General features: G+C 61.6%; 17 protein-coding genes. 14 read left to right on the top strand and 3 right to left on the bottom strand.

Annotated elements, in window-relative coordinates; all coding sequences use genetic code 11:
• Window positions 1-8: 8 nt before the first annotated feature.
• Window positions 9-1,340, bottom strand: a complete 1,332-nt coding sequence (locus HBN68_RS05175) for an MFS transporter (RefSeq protein ID WP_169962997.1) — start codon at window positions 1,338-1,340, stop codon at window positions 9-11.
• Window positions 1,341-1,650: 310 nt separating this feature from the next.
• Here HBN68_RS05175 and HBN68_RS05170 point away from each other — a divergent pair, with 310 nt between their 5' ends.
• From HBN68_RS05170 to HBN68_RS05105, 14 genes are all read left to right on the top strand, one after another.
• Window positions 1,651-2,385: a 3-oxoacyl-ACP reductase family protein gene (locus tag HBN68_RS05170; protein WP_169962995.1), complete on the top strand. Its 735-nt coding sequence runs from the start codon at window positions 1,651-1,653 to the stop codon at window positions 2,383-2,385.
• Window positions 2,386-2,406: 21 nt separating this feature from the next.
• Window positions 2,407-3,180, top strand: coding sequence for an SDR family NAD(P)-dependent oxidoreductase (locus HBN68_RS05165; protein ID WP_094992894.1), 774 nt, complete (start codon window positions 2,407-2,409; stop codon window positions 3,178-3,180).
• Window positions 3,181-3,226: 46 nt separating this feature from the next.
• Entirely contained in the window at window positions 3,227-3,856 is a 630-nt protein-coding gene (locus HBN68_RS05160; protein ID WP_169962993.1) for a nuclear transport factor 2 family protein, read from the top strand.
• 9 nt (window positions 3,857-3,865) lie between these two features.
• The gene (locus HBN68_RS05155; RefSeq protein WP_094992892.1) at window positions 3,866-4,939 is read left to right on the top strand and encodes an alkene reductase; all 1,074 of its coding nucleotides are present in this window, start codon (window positions 3,866-3,868) and stop codon (window positions 4,937-4,939) included.
• A complete protein-coding gene (locus HBN68_RS05150; RefSeq protein WP_169962991.1) occupies window positions 4,936-6,798 on the top strand; it encodes a long-chain-acyl-CoA synthetase in 1,863 nt (620 codons plus the stop codon). The genes HBN68_RS05155 and HBN68_RS05150 overlap by 4 nt, the downstream gene beginning before the upstream one ends.
• Entirely contained in the window at window positions 6,791-7,876 is a 1,086-nt protein-coding gene (locus tag HBN68_RS05145) for an MBL fold metallo-hydrolase (protein ID WP_094992890.1), read from the top strand. Before HBN68_RS05150 ends, HBN68_RS05145 begins: the two co-directional genes overlap by 8 nt.
• An 81-nt stretch (window positions 7,877-7,957) precedes the next feature.
• On the top strand, window positions 7,958-9,628 hold the full coding sequence (locus HBN68_RS05140) for a DUF1302 family protein (protein ID WP_094992889.1): 1,671 nt from the start codon (window positions 7,958-7,960) through the stop codon (window positions 9,626-9,628).
• A gap of 73 nt (window positions 9,629-9,701) precedes the next feature.
• Window positions 9,702-10,913 (top strand): thiolase family protein, encoded by a 1,212-nt coding sequence (locus tag HBN68_RS05135; RefSeq protein ID WP_169962989.1) that lies wholly within the window; start codon window positions 9,702-9,704, stop codon window positions 10,911-10,913.
• A gap of 5 nt (window positions 10,914-10,918) precedes the next feature.
• Window positions 10,919-11,863 carry an OB-fold domain-containing protein gene (locus HBN68_RS05130; protein WP_169962987.1) on the top strand — a complete coding sequence of 315 codons (945 nt, stop codon included), beginning with the start codon at window positions 10,919-10,921 and terminating at the stop codon, window positions 11,861-11,863.
• Between the two features lie 153 nt (window positions 11,864-12,016).
• Window positions 12,017-12,907 (top strand): VOC family protein, encoded by an 891-nt coding sequence (locus tag HBN68_RS05125; protein WP_169962985.1) that lies wholly within the window; start codon window positions 12,017-12,019, stop codon window positions 12,905-12,907.
• Between the two features lie 10 nt (window positions 12,908-12,917).
• Window positions 12,918-13,793, top strand: a complete 876-nt coding sequence (locus HBN68_RS05120; RefSeq protein WP_094992885.1) for a CoA-transferase — start codon at window positions 12,918-12,920, stop codon at window positions 13,791-13,793.
• Between the two features lie 11 nt (window positions 13,794-13,804).
• Window positions 13,805-14,602: a ketoacid CoA transferase gene (locus HBN68_RS05115; protein ID WP_094992884.1), complete on the top strand. Its 798-nt coding sequence runs from the start codon at window positions 13,805-13,807 to the stop codon at window positions 14,600-14,602.
• A gap of 17 nt (window positions 14,603-14,619) precedes the next feature.
• Entirely contained in the window at window positions 14,620-15,522 is a 903-nt protein-coding gene (locus HBN68_RS05110; protein WP_094992883.1) for an enoyl-CoA hydratase, read from the top strand.
• Window positions 15,522-16,595: a nitronate monooxygenase gene (locus tag HBN68_RS05105; protein ID WP_094992882.1), complete on the top strand. Its 1,074-nt coding sequence runs from the start codon at window positions 15,522-15,524 to the stop codon at window positions 16,593-16,595. The genes HBN68_RS05110 and HBN68_RS05105 overlap by 1 nt, the downstream gene beginning before the upstream one ends.
• On the opposite strand, the gene HBN68_RS05100 is transcribed toward HBN68_RS05105, so the two are convergent.
• A complete protein-coding gene (locus tag HBN68_RS05100) occupies window positions 16,592-17,701 on the bottom strand; it encodes a Gfo/Idh/MocA family oxidoreductase (protein WP_169962983.1) in 1,110 nt (369 codons plus the stop codon). The genes HBN68_RS05105 and HBN68_RS05100 overlap by 4 nt on opposite strands.
• A 93-nt stretch (window positions 17,702-17,794) precedes the next feature.
• Entirely contained in the window at window positions 17,795-18,562 is a 768-nt protein-coding gene (locus HBN68_RS05095; protein ID WP_094992880.1) for an SDR family oxidoreductase, read from the bottom strand.
• Window position 18,563 lies beyond the last annotated feature (1 nt).

Raw genomic sequence — 18,563 nt, 5'->3', positions numbered from 1 at the left:
TCCAGTAATCAGGCGGTGACCGTTTTGGCCAAAGGCGCGGCCGCCGGGGTCGGATGGATCAATTGGTTGCGGTAGCGAGGCAAGGCCAGGGCCAGGAACACCGACGCCAGGACCAGCAACGACACACAAGAGGCGAGGGCATAACGCAGCCCTTCGTTGCCCAGACGGTGTGCAAAACCGTCACTGAGCATGCCGATCAGCAACGGCCCGACACCGACCCCCAACAGGGTCATGGCCATCACAAAAATCGACGTCGCCTGTGCCAGTCGCGTGGCCGGGAACAAATGCGATATGGCGCCCAAGCAAGGGGTTGCCCACCATGTGCCGAAGAAGCTGAACACCGAATAAAACAAAAACGCGGTGGGCACGGGGGTGTTGCCGACATAAAACGCAGTGCCGGTTGGCCACAGGAAATACGCCAGCGCGAAGGGAATGCTGATGAGTGTGCCCAACAGTGGCACCCCGATTTGCCACCCCTTGTCGCGGCGTGCCAGGCGGTCGCACAACACACCGCAGGTCAGGGTGCCGAGCGTGGCGCCCGCACCGCCCGCCACACCGGCCAGCAGACCGGCGTCTTGCAGGCTAAGGCCATGGGAGCGAATCAAAAAGCTCGGGCTCCAGGTGCCGATGGCATAACCCGCGATGGCCGCCGAGCCGCCGGTGAGCACAATCCACACAAACGAGGGCATTTCAAACAACTGGCGCAGGGTCACGGCCCAATGGTCCTGGATCACGTCGGCGGGTTTGACCAGCTGTGCGGGTTTAGGCGCCCGCACGGTGAGCAACAGCAACAAACCGAGAAAAATACCCGGGGCGCCGATGATCACAAACGCATTGCGCCAGCCGTAATGTTGAGCGATCCAGCCGCCGAGTCCGAGGCCGAAAATTGCCCCGAGGCTGGAGCCGAGCATGAGCACTGAAAGCGCGGTGGAACGGCGTTCCGGCGGGTACAAGTCCGACACCATGGCCATCGACGGCGCAGTGCCACCGGCTTCGCCAATGGCGACCCCGATTCGTGCCAACACCAGCATGCTGAAACTGGCCGCCAGGCCGCAGAACATCGTCATCACACTCCAGGCGATGCAACTGAAGGCAATCACTGATTTACGCCCGACCCGATCAGACAGACGTCCGAGGGGGAAGCCGAACAGGGTGTAAAACACCGCAAAGGTAACGCCTGACAGCAGGCCGATGCCGGTGTCGGAGATGCCGAATTCGGCTTTCACCGGTTCGATCAAAATCGCCATCAGCAAGCGGTCGATGTAGTTGAAAACATAAATGGCGGCCAGTACGCCTAATGCGTAATGCGTTCGCCAGGTGGGGCGCAAGGGTGTGCTCACGGCGGGTACTCCCGATTTTTGTTCTAGTGGGAAGGGTTATTTCACAGGCGGGTCGAAAACAGCATCGTCCGTTCAGACCACGTGTCGCGCCTGTGCCAATTGCGTGTCTGTGGGGCATGCCCCACAACTTTGCCAGTTGGCGTCGCCCAAGGCTGCGAACCCTGTCACGTCATCGTCAGCGCCTCGATATCCGGTTTAGTCCCATCGGACGATGTTCAGCCGTTCCCTGCAGTCAATGATTGCTCCTGTATCCCGCCGTCAGCCGTCACACGCTGCAGTCGGGCAGCAATCTGGCAAGCGGGAGAAGCGTATGAAGCTAATCAACAAAGTGGCGTTTGTAACCGGTGCAGGCCAAGGCATGGGGCGTGCCATCGTGCGGCATTTTGCCGAACAGGGCGCCCATGTGGTGGCAGCGGACATCAACCTGGAGGCAGCGCGCCAGACCATCGAAGGGCTGGGCGACAACGCCATGGCCGTGGGTTGCAACGTGGCAGACAGCGATTCGGTCGCCACCGCCATGGCGGCGGTGTTTGCCCGGTTCGGGCGTTTTGATGTGCTGGTGAACAACGCCGGTATCGGCTCTATCGATGCTTTCGCCGACACCCCCGATGAGCATTGGCAGCGCGTGATTGGCGTGAACTTGACCGGCCCGTTTTTCTGCAGCCGTGAGGCGGTGAAGCTGATGCTCACGGCGGCAACGCCGGGCGTGGTTATCAATATCTCCAGCACCGCCGCCATCACGGGCGATGGCCCGAGCCACTACTGCGCGGCCAAGGCTGGCGTGATGGGCCTGACCCGCAGCATGGCCCGTGAACTGGCCGGTCAGGGCATTCGCGTCAACACCATCGTCCCTGGCCCGACCAACACCCCAATGATGGCCGACATCCCGGACGACTGGATGCAAAGCATGCTCAACGCCATCCCCCTGGGGCGCATGGGCGAAACCGATGAAATCGCCCGGGTAGCAGCCTTTCTGGCCAGTGATGACGCCAGTTTTATCACCGGGCAAAACCTCGCCGTCAACGGCGGCATGGCCTTTATCTAACAGCGTATCGAGGAGCAGGTCATGGGCAGTCGTTTACAAGGCAAGGTTGCATTTATCACCGGCGCAGGTTCTGGCATTGGCGCGGCTACTGCGTTGCGGTTTGCCGAGGAGGGCGCGTTGGTCGTGCTCTGCGGGCGCCGGATCGAACCGCTGGAAGCAGTGGCGGCGCAGGTGCGTGACGCCGGCGGCCGCGCTGAATGCGCGGTGGCGGATGTGAGTCAGGAAGCGGCGTTTGTCGCGGCGATCAGTGCTGCGGCCGAACGCAACGGGCGGCTGGACATTCTGGTCAACAACGCAATGGCCTACAGCTGGGGCGCGATTGACAGCACCTCGACTGCCGATTGGCACACTAATTTTTCCACCACAGTGGACGGTACGTTTTGGGGCACGCGCACGGCCATGGTGCTGATGCGCGCGCAGGGCAGCGGCTCGATCATCAACATTGCGTCGATCTGCGGGGTGTTCGGCACGCCGTGGATGGCCGGGTATTCCGCTGCCAAGGCTGCGGTCATCAACTTTAGCCGTGCAGCGGCCAGTGAAGGCGCCAGCCACAACATTCGCTGCAACGTGGTGATTCCGGGCGTGGTCGAGACGCCGGCCACCGGCGGCATGCTGACGGACGACAAAACCCGTCACAACACCGAAAAGCTGATTCCGCTCAAGCGCGTTGGCCAGCCCCGAGAAGTGGCCAACGCCATTTTGTTCCTGGCCAGCGACGAGGCCTCGTACATCACCGGCGCCAGTTTGCCAGTGGATGGCGGGCGCAGCAGCGAGCTGTACACGGTTCTGGAATAGCCCGACCGGGCGACCGCTTTTAAAGATCGTTTTAAGGACACCGCTTATGGAACAGAACGCCTTGCTCGCCCGTCTCGACCGGCTTGAGTCGATCGAAGAAATTCGTCAACTGGCTGGCAAATACGCCTTATCGCTGGACATGCGCGACCTCGATGCGCACGTCAATCTGTTTGCCGAAGACATCCGCGTCGGGCGCGAGAAAACCGGGCGGGCGCACCTCAAGGCGTGGGTCGACGACACGCTGCGCCATCAGTTTCAGGGCACCTCCCACCATCTGGGCCAGCACCTGATTGAGTTCACCGATGCCGATCATGCGATTGGCGTGGTGTATTCCAAGAACGAGCATGAAACCGGCCCCGAGTGGGTAACCATGCAAATGCTGTATTGGGATGACTACGAGCGGGTGCAGGGACGCTGGTATTTTCGTCGACGCTTGCCGTGTTACTGGTACGCCAGTGACTTGAACAAGCCGCCGATCGGCTCGCAAAAAATGCGCTGGCCGGGACGCGAACCCTACGCGGGCACCTTCCATGATCTGTTTCCGTCCTGGAACGATTTTTGGGCCAAGCGCCCGGACAAGGATCAGTTGCCTGAAGTGGCCGCTGCCGCGCCCCTGGAACACTTTCTTGCCACCCTGCGCCGTGGGGCTGGCGCACCGTCGATTCGCGTGCGCTGAGGAGCTGCCATGAGCATTTTGTTTGAGCCTGTGCGTCTGGGTGATTTGCAGTTGGCCAACCGTATCGTGATGGCGCCGATGACCCGCAGCCGCGCCGATGCCAACGGTGTACCGACGCCTGAGATGGTGGAGTATTACCGCCAACGCGCGTCTGCCGGGCTGATCATTGCCGAAGGCACTGCGCCCTCGGCCAGTGGGCTGGGCTATTGCCGCACCCCGGCGATTTACACCGCGCAACAGGTAGCGGCCTGGAAAGCCGTCACCGAGGCCGTGCACGCCGAAGGCGGCCTGATAGTGTTGCAACTGATGCACGTCGGCCGGGCTGCGAGTGCGCACAACAAACCCGCCGGGGCTGCCACCGTGGCGCCCTCCGCGTTGCGAGCGCGCACCCAATTGTTCACCGATGTGGCCGGGCTGGTCGACACCGACGAGCCGCAGGCGTTGTCGTTGCAGGACATTGCGCAGGTGATCGAGCAATACCGGCAGGCCGCCCTGAATGCCCGCGAAGCCGGGTTTGATGGTGTCGAGTTGCATTGCACCAGTGGCTACCTGCCGATGCAGTTCATGGCCTCGGGCAGCAACCTGCGCGAAGATCACTACGGCGGCAGTGTGGAAAATCGCGTGCGCTTCCCGGGCGACGTGCTGGCGGCCATGGCCTCAGCGATCGGGGCCGGGCGTGTGGGACTGCGCTTGTGTCCGGGCAACCCGTTCAATGACATCAGCGATGACGATCCCCTGGCCACTGCCCAGGCCTTGTGCAAAGCCGCTGAACCGCTGGACCTGGCCTATGTGCACATCATGCGCTCGCCCTTGCCGGAGCTGGATGCCTTTGCCCTGGCGCAACGTCATTGCAGCAGCGGGTTGATCCTCAACGACGGCTTTGACGGCCCCGCCGCCGAGGCAGCTCTGCGCGCAGGGCAGGGCGACGCGGTGTCGTTTGCGCGGCACTTCATTGCCAACCCGGACCTGGTGCATCGCTTGCGCAACGGCCTGCCACTGGCACGTTTCGAGCGCAAAACCCTGTATTCCCCCGGCCCGGAAGGCTACAGCGATTACCCGTGTGCCGAGGCGGTGACGCAATGAATGACATGACTCGCATCAATGCGCCCCTTGCCACCCCTCAACAGCCGGTGCCGCGCGAACAGACTCAGGCGTTGCTCGACCGCCGTTCCGCGGCCAGCGCACAGATCAAACCGTCGGACTTGTACACCCTTGCCGATCGCCTCGAAGCCCAGGCGCAGCGGTTTCCAGAGCGGACTTTTTTGATCTACGGCGGCAAGACCTTCACCTACGCGCAGGTCGATGCCGAAGCCAATCGCATGGCGCATGTGTTTTATGACAATGGTCTGCGCCCCGGTGATGTGTGCGCGATTGCCATGGAAAACCGCCCTGCGTTTTTCTTCAGCTGGTTCGGGCTGGTCAAGCTCGGCGCAGTGGCAGCGTTCATCAACACCCAGGTCAGCGGCAAACCTTTGGTGCATGCGCTGGAATCCACCGCGGCCAAGGCGGTGGTTGTGGGCGAAGAATGCCTGGGCAATGTCTTGAGCACCGAAGGCTTGCCGGACGTGCCGTGGTGGTTGATCCGCGACCCGGAAAACCCCTGTGATTTGGCATTACCGGCCTGTGTCGATGTGAGCATAGCCGAGCAACTGGAGCGAGCGCCGCGTACGGCTTTCGCGCGTGACTGCCGCGCCAGCATCCCGGCCGAGAGCACCACGTTGCTGATTTTCACCTCGGGCACCACCGGCCTGCCGAAGGCGGCGCGTTACAGCCATATGCGCTGGTTATCATCGGGGGACGTGATGGAAGTGACCCTCGGCGCCACCTGTGAGGACGTGTTTTATTGCTGTCTGCCGTTGTACCACGGCGCGGCCGCCACCTCCGTGACGTCCACCGCCCTGCGGGCGGGGGCGAGCATTGTGGTGCGGCGCAAGTTCAGCGTGCGTGAGTTCTGGCGCGACGTGCGTCAATACAACATCACCACTTTTCAGTACATCGGTGAAATCTGCCGTTACCTGCTCAACCAGCCGGTGGTGGCAGGCGAGCGCGAACACAGCTTGCGCTACATGCTCGGCGCTGGCCTGACAGCTGACTCCTGGCAGCGATGGATTGAGCGCTTCGGGCCGATTCAGGTGTTCGAAGGCTGGGGTTCCACGGAAGCCAACGCCAACCTGATCAATGTCGACAATTACGTGGGCTCATGCGGCCGGGTGCCTGACTGGAGCCGCACCAATTTGCGGCTGGTGCGCTATGACGTTGAAAGTGACACCCACCCGCGTGACGAACAGGGTTTCTATCAAGCGTGCGGACCGGGCGAAGTGGGCGAGGCGATAGGGTTTATCGTCAACCATCCGCACATCGGCGGCGGGCGTTTTGAGGGTTACACCAGCGAGCAAGCCACTGAAAGCAAGATTCGCCGCGATGTGTTTCACAAAGGTGACGCGTACTGGAGCTCGGGCGATCTGTTGCGTTATGACGAGCACGGCTATTTCTATTTCGTCGACCGCATTGGCGACACGTTCCGCTGGAAAAGTGAAAACGTGTCGACGCTGGAAGTGGCGGACACCCTGAGCGATTTGCCGGGGCTTGAGTTAATCAACGTCTACGGGGTGCAGGTGCCGGAGCACGAAGGGCGGGCAGGCATGGCCGCCATTCTGATGCAGGACGGGCATTGTTTTGATCCGCAGGCGTTTTACGACCTGACTGAAGCGCGCTTGCCGCGTTATGCCGCGCCCGTGTTTGTGCGTGTGTCGGCGGCGGCGGACCTGACCACCACCTTCAAGCTGCGCAAGGTCGATCTGCAGCGCCAGGGCTATGCGCCGTGCCTGTTTGCCGACCCTTTGTTTGTGCGCGACGACAGCAGCGGCACGTATCAGCCGTATTCGCTGGAGGTGCTGGCGCGGGCGGGTTTGCCGCCTTTCGTGAGCAGCGATCATGAGTGACATCGACGCGCAAGGGCATGCATGGCGTGACGGTCTGCGTTACCCGTGGCCGCAGCCCCCGGCCAGCGGGCATGTGCTGGAGGTGGCCGAAGGCGTGCTTTGGTTGCGCATGCCGCTGCCGTTCGGGCTGGACCATATCAACCTGTATTTGCTGCGCCACGGTGAGGGCTGGGTGGCCGTGGATACCGGGCTTAACACCGCGCAGTGCCGTGAGGTATGGGAGCAGGTGTTTGTCGACGTGATGGCAGGTCTGCCACTCAAGGCGGTGATCTGCACACATTTTCACAGCGATCACACAGGCGTGGTGGGGTGGCTGGCCGAGCGTTTCCGCTGCCCGGTGCTGATGACCCTGGGCGAGTTCGACGCCTTGCACCACGGCCCGCCCAGGGCCACAACCCCGGACTGGGCGTTTCTCGATTTTTATCAAAAGGCCGGTTTCAGTGCCGAGCAAACGGCCGCCTTGTTACCGCTGATTCAAAGCGAGCATTTCCGCCCGCAGGTTGCGGCCGGGTTTGTCCGGTTGCGACACGGCAGTGAACTGGTGATCGGCGGGCGCCATTGGCAAGTGGTGATGGGCAACGGCCATTCTCCCGAACATGCCTGCCTGTACAGCGCGCAGGACGGCTTGCTGATTTCCGGAGATCAGGTGTTGCCGCGCATCACCTCGACCGTGGCGGTGCATGTGACTGAGCCCGCCGCCAACCCCTTGCAGGACTGGCTGGATTCCATCGAGCGTTTGCGGGTGATCCCCGACAGCGTGTTGGTCCTGCCGGCTCACGAACGGCCTTTTTTCAACCTGCATGCGCGGCTCGATCAGTTGCGCGACCACCACCACAACCATTTGCAGCAGTTGCTTGATGCCTGCGCTCAGCCGTGTTCGGGGCTGGAGATGATGGGCGTGCTGTTCAAAAAACTGTCGGGCCGTTTTGACGAGTTGATGGCCTTGGGCGAGACGCTGGCGCACGCCAACTACCTGATGGCCCAAGGCAAGCTTGTACGTGAAGAACAGGGAGGATTGCACCGTTACCGGCGTGCCCGGACAGGAGACTCGACGTTCAACCCGCTTGTGCTGCGCTGAGCGGGGCCTTATGCGCCAACCAACGCAATGACGCTTGAACCCATCGATGCGGCCAGCGTGTCGCGAATCAGGAGAGGCAGTGTGATTAATAAAAACAACAATAAATGTCCGGGGCTGCGCCCGCACACGGTTCAGGTCACGGGCCTGGCCGCCGCCGTTGCGTTGTTCGCCGGCCCGCTGTGGGCCGGTGAGACCATCGAGTTTGATAACGGCGCGACTCTGGATTGGTCGGTCACCACCAGTTATGGCATCGGCATGCGCCTGGGTAAGCCCAGCGACCGCTTGATGGGCATCAACGCGGATGACCCGAACCGCAACTTCGACCAGCACAGCCTGACCACCAACCGGCTGGGGGCACTGGGCGAAATGATTCTGCGCAAAGACAACTACGGCGCGGTGGTGCGGGCCAGCACCTTCTATGACGACGTGTATCACCGCAGCAACGACAACGACTCCCCGAATACGGTAAACAAATACGGGAGCAATGACACCTTCACCAGCGACACGCGCACCTACAGCGGCGGCCGCACGCGCCTGCTGGATGCTTATGTGTTCGGCGGCTGGCGGTTTGAAAACGACACCATGCTTGACGTCAAGGCCGGGCGGCACATCGAATCCTGGGGCGAAAGCCTGTACTACCCTGGCGTGAATGGCGTACAGAACCCGTCCGACGCGGTCAAAGCAGCGCAACCGGGGGTAGAGGTCAAGGAAGTGCTGCTGCCGGTCGGGCAGGTTTCGGCATCGTACCGGATCAACCCCGTCGTCACCCTCGGCGGCTATGTGCAGTACGAGTGGAAAGGCACCGAGTTGCCCCCGGTGGGCAGCTACCTGTCGACCTCTGACGTAATCGGGCCGGGCCGTGAGTTCCTGTATGGCGCCGGCGGCGCCAAGGTGCCGTACAACGGCACGGACGATCCGCGCGACAGCGGTCAATGGGGTGCGCAGATCCGTTTCCGGCCACTGCCGGAACTGGAAATGTCGCTGTTCCATGTGGTTTACCACGACAAAAACCCGGCCACCGCGCTGATCGGCTATGACCCGCTGCCGATCAACAACGGCCAGTACGCCTACACCAGCAACGGTTATCGCATTAAATATTTTGAAGACATCAAACTGACCGGGATCAGCGCCACCACCAAGATTGGTGACACGCAGGTTGGCGCAGAATGGTCGTACCGCGACGGCGCGCCCGTGATGGTCAACACCGGGCTGGGGCCTGTGCCGACACGGGGCAAGGGCCAGCAACTGCAAGTCTCGGCGATGCGCATTCTGGGGGACCGCCCGTGGGCCAGCCAAACCACCCTGACCGGGGAAATCGTCACCGTGCGTGTGGATGACGTGGACGATGTGTCGGGCGCGCCGAACCTGCTGGGCCTGCCGCTTGACCCGCGCTATGCGGGGGCTGTGCAGCCATCCAATGACTACACCTACAAAACCGGGTCGGCCTGGCGCACACGCTCGTCCAGCGCCTACACCGTGGGTGCCTCTTTCAGTTATCCGGGCGTGTTCACCGGCTGGGACCTGGAAGTGCCGTTCATTTACTCCGATGTGTTCAGCGGCGCCGCACCGATGTCCGGGACCATTGCCGGGGTGGCGGGGGATCGACGCCTGAGCGCGGGCACCACGTTCAAGTATTTGAGCAATCTGGAAGTGGCCTTCAAATACATCGCGTACTTGGGGGAGCCGGACCCGATCAAGCGGCCGCTGGCAGACCGTGACTACGCAACGTTCTCAATGAAATACACGTTCTGAGCCTTTCGTCCCTGTCCTCGCTGCACCGCGCATCGGGGGCAGGGCCATGCATTCGACATAAAGAGAGAAACCCATGGGTCTTAAAGGTCATGCGGCCATTGTCGGCAGCGCGCAGTACAAACCGGAAAAATACGCCACGGCCCCGCGCATGTTCCATCTGGAGCAAGTGGCGGATCTGGCAGCCCAGGCCTTGCGTGACGCCGGGCTACAGGCCAGTGATCTCGACGGGCTGGTGATCAACGGTCCGCAGTTTCATGAAGCGTCAGTGTTCGTGCCCGCCATGGCGGCCGAGTATTTGGGGCTCAAGCTTAACTTCGCTGAAGTGGTGGATTTGGGCGGCTGCACCTCGGTAGGCATGGTGTGGCGCGCCGCCGCTGCCATTGAACTGGGATTGTGTCAGGCGGTGCTGTGCGTGCTCCCGGCGCGCATGGCGCCCATGGGCCCGGACGAAGACCCAAGCTGGATGGCCCGGGCCATGCGCTTTGGCGGCCACAGCACAGCATTTGGCGCACCGGAAGCGGAGTTTGATTTGCCCTATGGCCATATGGGGCAAAACACCGGTTACGCCATGATCGCCCAGCGCTATGCCGCGCAATACGGTTACGACCCGCGGGCGTTGGCGAAGATCGCCGTGGACCAACGTACCAATGCGCAATACAACCCGCAGGCCATGTTTTATGGCCAGCCGCTGACCATCGAACAGGTGCTGGCGAGCAAAAAGGTAGCCGACCCGCTGCACGTACTGGAGATCGTGATGCCGGTGGCCGGTGGCGCCGCGATGATTATTGCCTCCAAAGAAGTGGCGGCCCGGGCTCGCAAGCGGCCTTCGTTTATCACCGGATTTGGCGAACACCTGGCCTTCAAGTCCCCGTCCTACGCTCAAGACATGGTCCACACCCCCATCGGCCCGGCATCGCAGCGGGCGTTCACCATGGCCGGGCTTAAACCCCAGGACGTGGACGCCGCGCAAATCTACGACTGTTACACCATCACGGCGCTGCTGACCCTCGAAGATGCCGGCTTCTGCGGCAAAGGCGAGGGCATGAACTTTGTGCGCGAACATGATTTGACCTGGCGTGGCGACTTCCCCATGAACACCCACGGCGGCCAGTTGAGTTTCGGTCAGGCCGGGTCGGCGGGCGGCATGAGCCAGGTGATCGAGGCGGTCACGCAAATCGCCGGCGAGGCGGGCGAGCGACAACTCAAACGCTGTGACACCGTCTACGTCTCAGGCACCGGCGGTGTGATGAGCGAGCAGGGCGCGCTGATACTTCAGGGAGCATGAATCCAATGTCCAATAACAAACCAATGCCCGTGCCGACCGAAATCTCTGCGCCGTTCTGGGAGGGTCTGAAAGCCGAGCGCGTCTTGATACAACAGTGCAACCCGTGCGGCCAGTGGGTGTTTTACCCGCGTCGGCATTGCCCGGCGTGCCTGGCCCACGACTTGAGCTGGCGTGAAGTCAGCGGCGAGGCAACCCTCTACAGCTTTACCGTGACGCGCATCCCGACCTTGCCGGACTTCGCGGATGAAATGCCGCAGATACTGGCCGTGGTCGAGCTGGATCAAGGCGTACGCATCAACACCAACCTGGTGGGGCTTGAGGAGACCGATGTCAAAATCGGCATGCGCCTCAAACCGGTGTTTGCAGAGGTGGACGCCAAGGGCAATCGCCTGTTGCGCTTTACCGGCGTGCAAAAGGATGCCAACGGGCTCAAGCAGCGGCCTGGCGCCGAGCAGCCCGCACCTGTGGAACCGGCCCGGGTCGCGGTGCGCCAGATCGCCCTGAGCGATGACGCGGCCTTGCAGGCGCTGGTCAGCGAAACGTTCAGCCCGTGGAGCAATCAGGTGGTCGTCGATCAGGCACTGATTGACGCTTTTGCGCAGTTGTCCGGCGATGATTACTGGATTCACACCGACCCGGAACGGGCGCGCAAACAGAGCCCGTTCGGTGGCACCATTGCCCACGGTGCACTGGTGCAGATCCTGCAATCGCGGATGCAACTGAACCTGGGATACGAGATCACCGGGTTTAGCAACATGGTCAATTACGGATCGGACCGGTTGCGCTTCCCGTCGCCGGTGCCCGCCGGGGCTACCATTCATGCACGTGCGCGGGTCAAGAAGGTGGAGAAGGTGAAAAGTGGCACCCAGCTGACCCTTGAACTCAACACCCACGTGCTGGGCAACGAGCGGCCATCGGTCATCAACGAGTTGGTGATTCTGTACATGTAAGCCCTTCGTACCGTCGCGGTTGTCCGGCGCAAAGTGTGAGTGCCGGGCAACCACGACAACCTCTGCGCCCGTTAGTCTCAACGGACGATGATCCCCGCCACCTTCCTTCCCATACTGCCCTCAGCCAATACAGACAGGCGTTGAGGAGCAGGCATGATCGACATTCGCGGTTTGAGCTACTTCGTTGCACAGTCCCCCGATCCCGTTGCGTGGCAGCGTTATGCCGAGGATGTGCTGGGCATGATGGTGACGCCAGCCCCCTCGGGCGGGCTGTACGTGAAGATGGACGAACGCCCGTTTCGCATGCTGATCGTGCCCGGTGACGAGGCACGCTACCTGGCGTCGGGCTGGGAACTGGGCAACGAAGCGGCCTTCAACGCCGCCATCGACACCCTCAATCAGGCCGATATCAGTTGGCGTCAGGGCAGCGCCGAGCAGTGTGAACAACGGGGTGTTCAAGCGCTGGTCCACGTCACCGACCCATCGGGCAATCGCCACGAATTAAGCTGGGGCCATCGTTCCGATTGCCAGCCTTTTGTTTCGCCCCAAGGCGTACCGCGCTTTATCACCGGCGACATGGGGCTGGGCCACACCGTGCTGCCCGCGCCGAACTTCGACGCGACCCTGGCGTTTGCCAAGGACGTGCTCGGGTTTGAGCTGTCGGACATTTTCAACTTCCGGCCCGACCCTTCGGCGCCGCCGATCCGGATTCACTTTTTGCATTGCAAAAACAGCCGTCATCACAGTTTGGCGCTGGCGGAGTACCCGGTCCCTTCGGGCTGTGTGCACGTCATGGTCGAGGTCGACAACATGACCGAAGTGGGCCGCGCCCACGACCGGCGCCTGGCCCATGACGTGCCGCTGTCGGCCACGTTGGGACAGCACCTGAATGACCGGATGACCTCTTTTTATATGAAAACCCCGTCGGGTTTCGATCTCGAATACGGCTATGGCGGCCTGCTGGTGGACTGGCAGGCGCACAGCGCATTCGAATTCACCCGGGTCAGCCTCTGGGGGCACGACTTTTCTGTCGGCCAGCAGTAAGGAGCGTTAGATGAACAAGCAAATGACAGCGGCCGACGTGGTCGGCCAATTACGCGATGGCATGACCATCGGGTTCGGCGGTTGGGGCCCGCGGCGCAAGCCAATGGCCATCGTGCGTGAAATCTTGCGTTCGGACGTCAAGGACCTGACCGTGGTCGCCTATGGCGGCCCTGAAGTCGGCATGCTCTGCGCCGCAGGCAAGGTCAAGAAGTTGGTGTTCGGTTTTGCCACGCTGGATGCCATCCCGCTGGAAGCCCACTTTCGCAAGGCACGCGAAGCCGGTGGGCTGCAACTGATGGAACTCGATGAAGGCATGTTGCAATGGGGGCTGCGTGCAGCGGGCATGCGCCTGCCGTTTTTGCCGACCCGTTGCGGTCTGGCCACTGATGTCACGCGGTTCAACCCCGAGATCAAACAGGTGCAATCGCCCTACGACGATGGCGAGGTGTTGCTGGCCATGCCTGCCCTGAATCTCGATATCGCGTTTTTGCATGTCAATGTGGCCGACCGGCTGGGCAACACGTTGGTGACCGGCCCCGACCCGTACTTTGACCACTTGTATGCCCGTGCGGCCAAACAATGCTTTGTGTCCTGCGAACGCCTGGAAGACCGTTTGAGCCTGGATGCTCAGCAAGCGCGCTTTAACACCTTTGAACGCTATTTGGTCACGGGCGTGGTGCATGCGCCGTTTGGGGCGCATCCGACTTCGTGCCCGTCCGATTACGGCTGGGACCTGAGCCATTTGAAGCGCTACAGCGCCAGTGCTGCCGAAGACGGCGGCTGGGCCGCGTATGTCGCCGAGTTCGTGACCCCCGGCGAAAGCGCGTATCAAGCCAGCAATGGCGGTGTTGATCGGCTGAGCGCATTGCCGCTGCCAGTGTTTTGAGGAGCATGAATATGTCTGCTGATTGCGAATTTTCCCTGGCTGAACTGCTGATCGTGGCCGCGTCTGACGCCTGGCGCGGCAACGGCGAGGTGATTGCCTCGGGCCTCGGCGTTATCCCGCGTCTGGCTGCCAGCCTGGCCAAAATGACCCACAGCCCTGAACTGTTGATGACCGACAGTGAAGCGTTCCTGGTGGAAGAGCCTATTCCCTTGGGACCACGGGGGGATTACGAACCGCGCTACTCGGGTTATCTGTCGTTTGAGCGGGTATTCGAATGCGTCTGGGGCGGCCGTCGCCATGCCATGATCGGTCCGACGCAAGTGGACCGTTGGGGCCAAACCAACCTGTCGTGTATCGGTGATTACCACAAGCCCAAAGTGGCGATGCTCGGCGTTCGCGGCTTGCCCGGTAACAGCATCAACCACCTCAACTCGTTCTTTATCCCTGCGCATAACACCCGGGCATTTGTGGCGGGTGAAGTGGACATGGTGTCCGGCGTGGGCTTCAACGATGAACGCTGGGAGCCGGGGATGCGCCGTGACCTGATGGATGTCCGTCTGGTCGTCACCGATTTGTGCGTCATGGATTTCGGCGGGCCAGAGCGGGCGGCGCAAGTGCGTTCGCTGCACCCGGGCGTGAGTTTTGAACAGGTGCAAGCGAACACCGGCTTCCCGTTGCTCAAAGCGGCAGACCTGCAGCCCACCGTGGCACCCACTGCGCAGCAGTTGGCGCTGATCCGCCGACTTGACCCCCATGACTACCGCGCAGCTGCGCTCAAGGGCAACCCGCCCGGCATCCGTCAGGCCTGACGCCAAGGACATTTCTCATGAGCAGCGACAGTGAATTTGTGCAGCGCGCTGATGGCGCTGTGTATGAAACCGATGAACCGGTGTTGTACGCGGTGGTGGAGGGCGTGGCCAGTGTGACCCTCAACCGGCCGACGGTGAACAACGCGCAGAACTCGCAAATGACTTACGCGCTGGACGATGCGTTCAGGCGTGCGGTGAACGATGACGCGGTCAAGGTCATCGTGCTGCGGGCCAATGGCAAGCACTTTTCGGCCGGCCACGACATCGGTACGCCGGGGCGTGACATCAATAAGCCCTTCGAGCGTGCGCACCTGTGGTGGGATCACACCAACAAGCCCGGCGGGGAGTATTTGTATGCCCGCGAGCAAGAGGTGTACCTGGGCATGTGCCGGCGCTGGCGCGAATTGCCCAAGCCGACAATCGCCATGGTGCAAGGTGCCTGCATCGCGGGCGGGCTGATGCTGGCCTGGGTCTGCGACTTGATCGTGGCCAGTGACGATGCCTTTTTTCAGGACCCGGTGGTGCGCATGGGGATCCCGGGGGTGGAATATTTCGCCCATCCGTATGAACTCAACCCGCGGATTGCCAAGGAGTTCCTGTTTACAGGGGACCGCATGAGCGCTGAACGGGCCTATCAAATGGGCATGGTCAATCGGCTGTTCAGCCGCGAAGCACTGGAGGCCGGGACGTATGCGCTGGCCACTGCCATTGCCCGCCAGCCGCGCATGGGGCTGGCACTGACCAAGCAGGCGATCAATCATGTCGAAGATTTGCAGGGTAAGCGCACGGCCATGGACGCGGTGTTCGCCTGGCATCACTTTGCCCATAGTCATAATGAGTTGCTTTCCGGTGACAAACTGGGCGGTTTTGATGCCAAGGCCATGGCCGAGGCTAACAAAGCGGCTGCGGGGGAGCGTTGATGAGCGATTACCTGAGCACCCCATTGACCCAGGCACTGGGCTGCCGTTACCCGGTGGTGCAAACGGCGATGGGCTGGGTGGCGGACGCCAATTTGGTGATCGCCAGTACCCGCGCCGGCGCTTTTGGTTTTTTAGCGGGGGCGACGATTGCCGCCGATCAGCTCGAGGGCGAAATCCAACGGGTGATTGAGGCCACGGGCGGCAGCAACTTCGGGCTCAATTTTCATATGTTTCAGGACAATGCGGCGCAATGTGTTGACCTGGCCATTGAATATCGGCTGCGTGCGGTAAGTTATGGGCGCGGGCCGGACCGGCAGACCATTGAACGTTTCAAACGCGCCGGGGTGTTGTGCATTCCCACGGTGGGTGCCCTCAAGCATGCAATTAAAGCCGTGGAACTGGGCGCCGACATGGTCACCGTGCAGGGCGGTGAGGGCGGCGGCCATACTGGTGGCGTACCGAGCACCATCCTGTTGCCACAAGTGCTGGATGCGGTGCAAGTGCCGGTGATTGCTGCGGGCGGCTATTCCACCGGGCGCGGCCTCGCCAGTGCGCTGGCCTGCGGTGCGGCGGGGGTTGCCATGGGTACGCGGTTCCTGATGACCCGTGAATCCCCGACGCCGGTTGCGACCCTGGAGCGTTACATCAAGGTCAACGACCCCCAGCAGATTCGGGTCACCACTGCCGTGGATGGCATGCGTCACCGGATGATTGAAAATGCTTTTATCAATCGCCTGGAACGTGCCAGTGCGTTTGGCCGTTTGCGCATCGCGTTGGGCAGCGCCTGGCAGTGGAAGCAACAGACCGGCATGAGCCTGCGGCATATGCTCGGGGTCTTTGCCCAGTCGGTCAAAGAAGATCCGGGCGCGTTGTCGCAAACCGTGATGGCCGCCAACCAGCCGGTGCTATTGCAGCGTTCGATGGTTGACGGCGTGCCGGACGAAGGCATATTGCCCAGCGGCCAAGTGGCGGCTGCGATTGGCGAGCTGAAAAGCTGCCAGCAGGTGATTGAAGAGATGGTGCAGGAGGCTGAGCGGTGTTTGAGGGCCGTCAGCACACCGTATAACCGCTAGCCGATCCGCACCCAGCGCTGTTCGTGGGCTGCGGTGCGGATGGCGGCGGCCAGGCACTCCACGTGCCAGGCTTCTTCGAAATCCGGGCCGGCGGCGGGCAAGCCCGCGCAGGCTTGAATCACGGCGTGGGCTTCGAGGGTTTTTAGCTCGTTGTAGCCCAATTGATGCCCGGCCGCCGGGCTGAAAGCGGCATAGCCCGGCAGTGAGGGGCCTGCCAGGATACGTTCGAAGCCTGTTCGTCCGTGCAGGCACACGTGCAGTTCGTTCAGGCGCTCCTGATCGAACCTGAGAGTGCCCAGGGTGCCGCTGATCTCGAAGCTCAGATGGTTTTTATAGCCGTGCTTGAGCCAACTGCTGCTGAAGGTGCCACGCGCGCCATTGCGAAAGCGCAGCAAGGCGTGGGTCTGGTCATCGACATGGATCGGTCTGGGCCGGGTATCGACAGCACTGGCGGGGCGCAGCGGGTGTACGGTCTGGCTGTCAGCACACACCGCTTCAATATCGCCCATCAGGTAGCGCGCGAGGGCCAGTAAGTGGCTGCCCAGATCCGCCAACGCTCCCCCCGCATGTTCGGCTTCGCAGCGCCATGACCAGGGCGAGGCCGGGTCGGCCATGAAATCTTCGCTGAACTCACCCTCAAAACTGATAAGCCGCCCCAACTCACCCCGTTCGATCATGTCGTGTGCCAGCACCAGCATCGGGTTGTGCTGATAGTTGTAACCGACCCGCGTGACCACGCCTGCGGCACGGGCGGCCTGACGCATGTCATCGGCCTGTTGCAGACTGACGGCCAAAGGCTTTTCGCAGTACACGGCCTTGCCGGCTGCAAGGGCCGCCATGGCCATCGGGAAATGCAAGTGGTTGGGGGTGGTGATGGCCACCAGATCAACCTTGGGGTCGCTGATTAACTGCTGCCAGTCACAGTGGGCGCGTTCAAACCCCCAGGCCGATGCGCAGTGTTGTGCCCGTTCGGCGTCTGCATCGGCCAGCGCAGCCAGGCGCAGTTGCACCGGCAATTCAAACGCGGCGCTGACATTGCGAAACGCCAGCGCATGGGCGCGTCCCATAAAGCCGGTACCGATCAGGCCTATTCCAAGTGAACGCATGGCAACTTCCTTTGGATTTTTATTGTGAGGAAATGCCTTTATGGAATTAAATTTCTGAAAATGCAATAAGTGGAATTAAATTGCCGGCGGGTGTCAGGACAAGAACCCGCCATCAACATTCAGCGAAACACCTGTGGTGTAGGTCGATGCATCGCTGGCCAGGTACAGGACAGCGCCGGCCATTTCTTCCGGGTTGGCCACACGGTTGAGGGGTATCTGTTGCAAAACACCCTTTAGGATCGCGTCGTTCTTGACCAGCGCCGAGGCGAATTTGGTGTCAGTCAAACCGGGCAGCAATGCATTGCAGCGAATGCCAAAGGGCGCGCATTCCTTGGCAAACACTTTGGTCATATTGATGACAGCCGCTTTGGTCATCGAGTACACGCCCTGAAACGCACCCGGCGAGACGCCATTGATGGAGGCGACGTTGATGATGCTGCCGCCGCCGTGTTCGCGCATCAATTTGCCGGCTTCGACCGACATAAAGAAATAGCCGCGTATGTTCACGTCAACGGTTTTCTGGAAGGCACTCAGGTCGGTGTCCAGCACGTGACAAAACTGCGGGTTGGTTGCTGCGTTGTTGACCAGAATGTCGAGGCGACCGAAGTCTTCACGGATGCGTGCGAAGGCCTGGTGGATCTGCTCCATCTCACCGATGTGGCAGGCCATGGCCATTGCTTTGCCACCGGCGGCAATGATCGCGTCGGCCACGGGCTGGCAACCCTCCAGTTTGCGGCTGGAAACAATAACGTGAGCCCCCTGGCGGGCCAGCAGGTGAGCAATGGCCTCCCCGATACCGCGGCTGGCGCCGGACACAAATGCGATTTTGCCATCAAGGTCGAACAGTGGCGTGCGGGTCATG

Origin of the sequence: Pseudomonas sp. WS 5078 (assembly GCF_012985745.1) — a bacterium.
GTDB lineage: Bacteria > Pseudomonadota > Gammaproteobacteria > Pseudomonadales > Pseudomonadaceae > Aquipseudomonas > Aquipseudomonas lundensis_A.
This window is presented reverse-complemented; position numbering and strand designations above follow the sequence as displayed.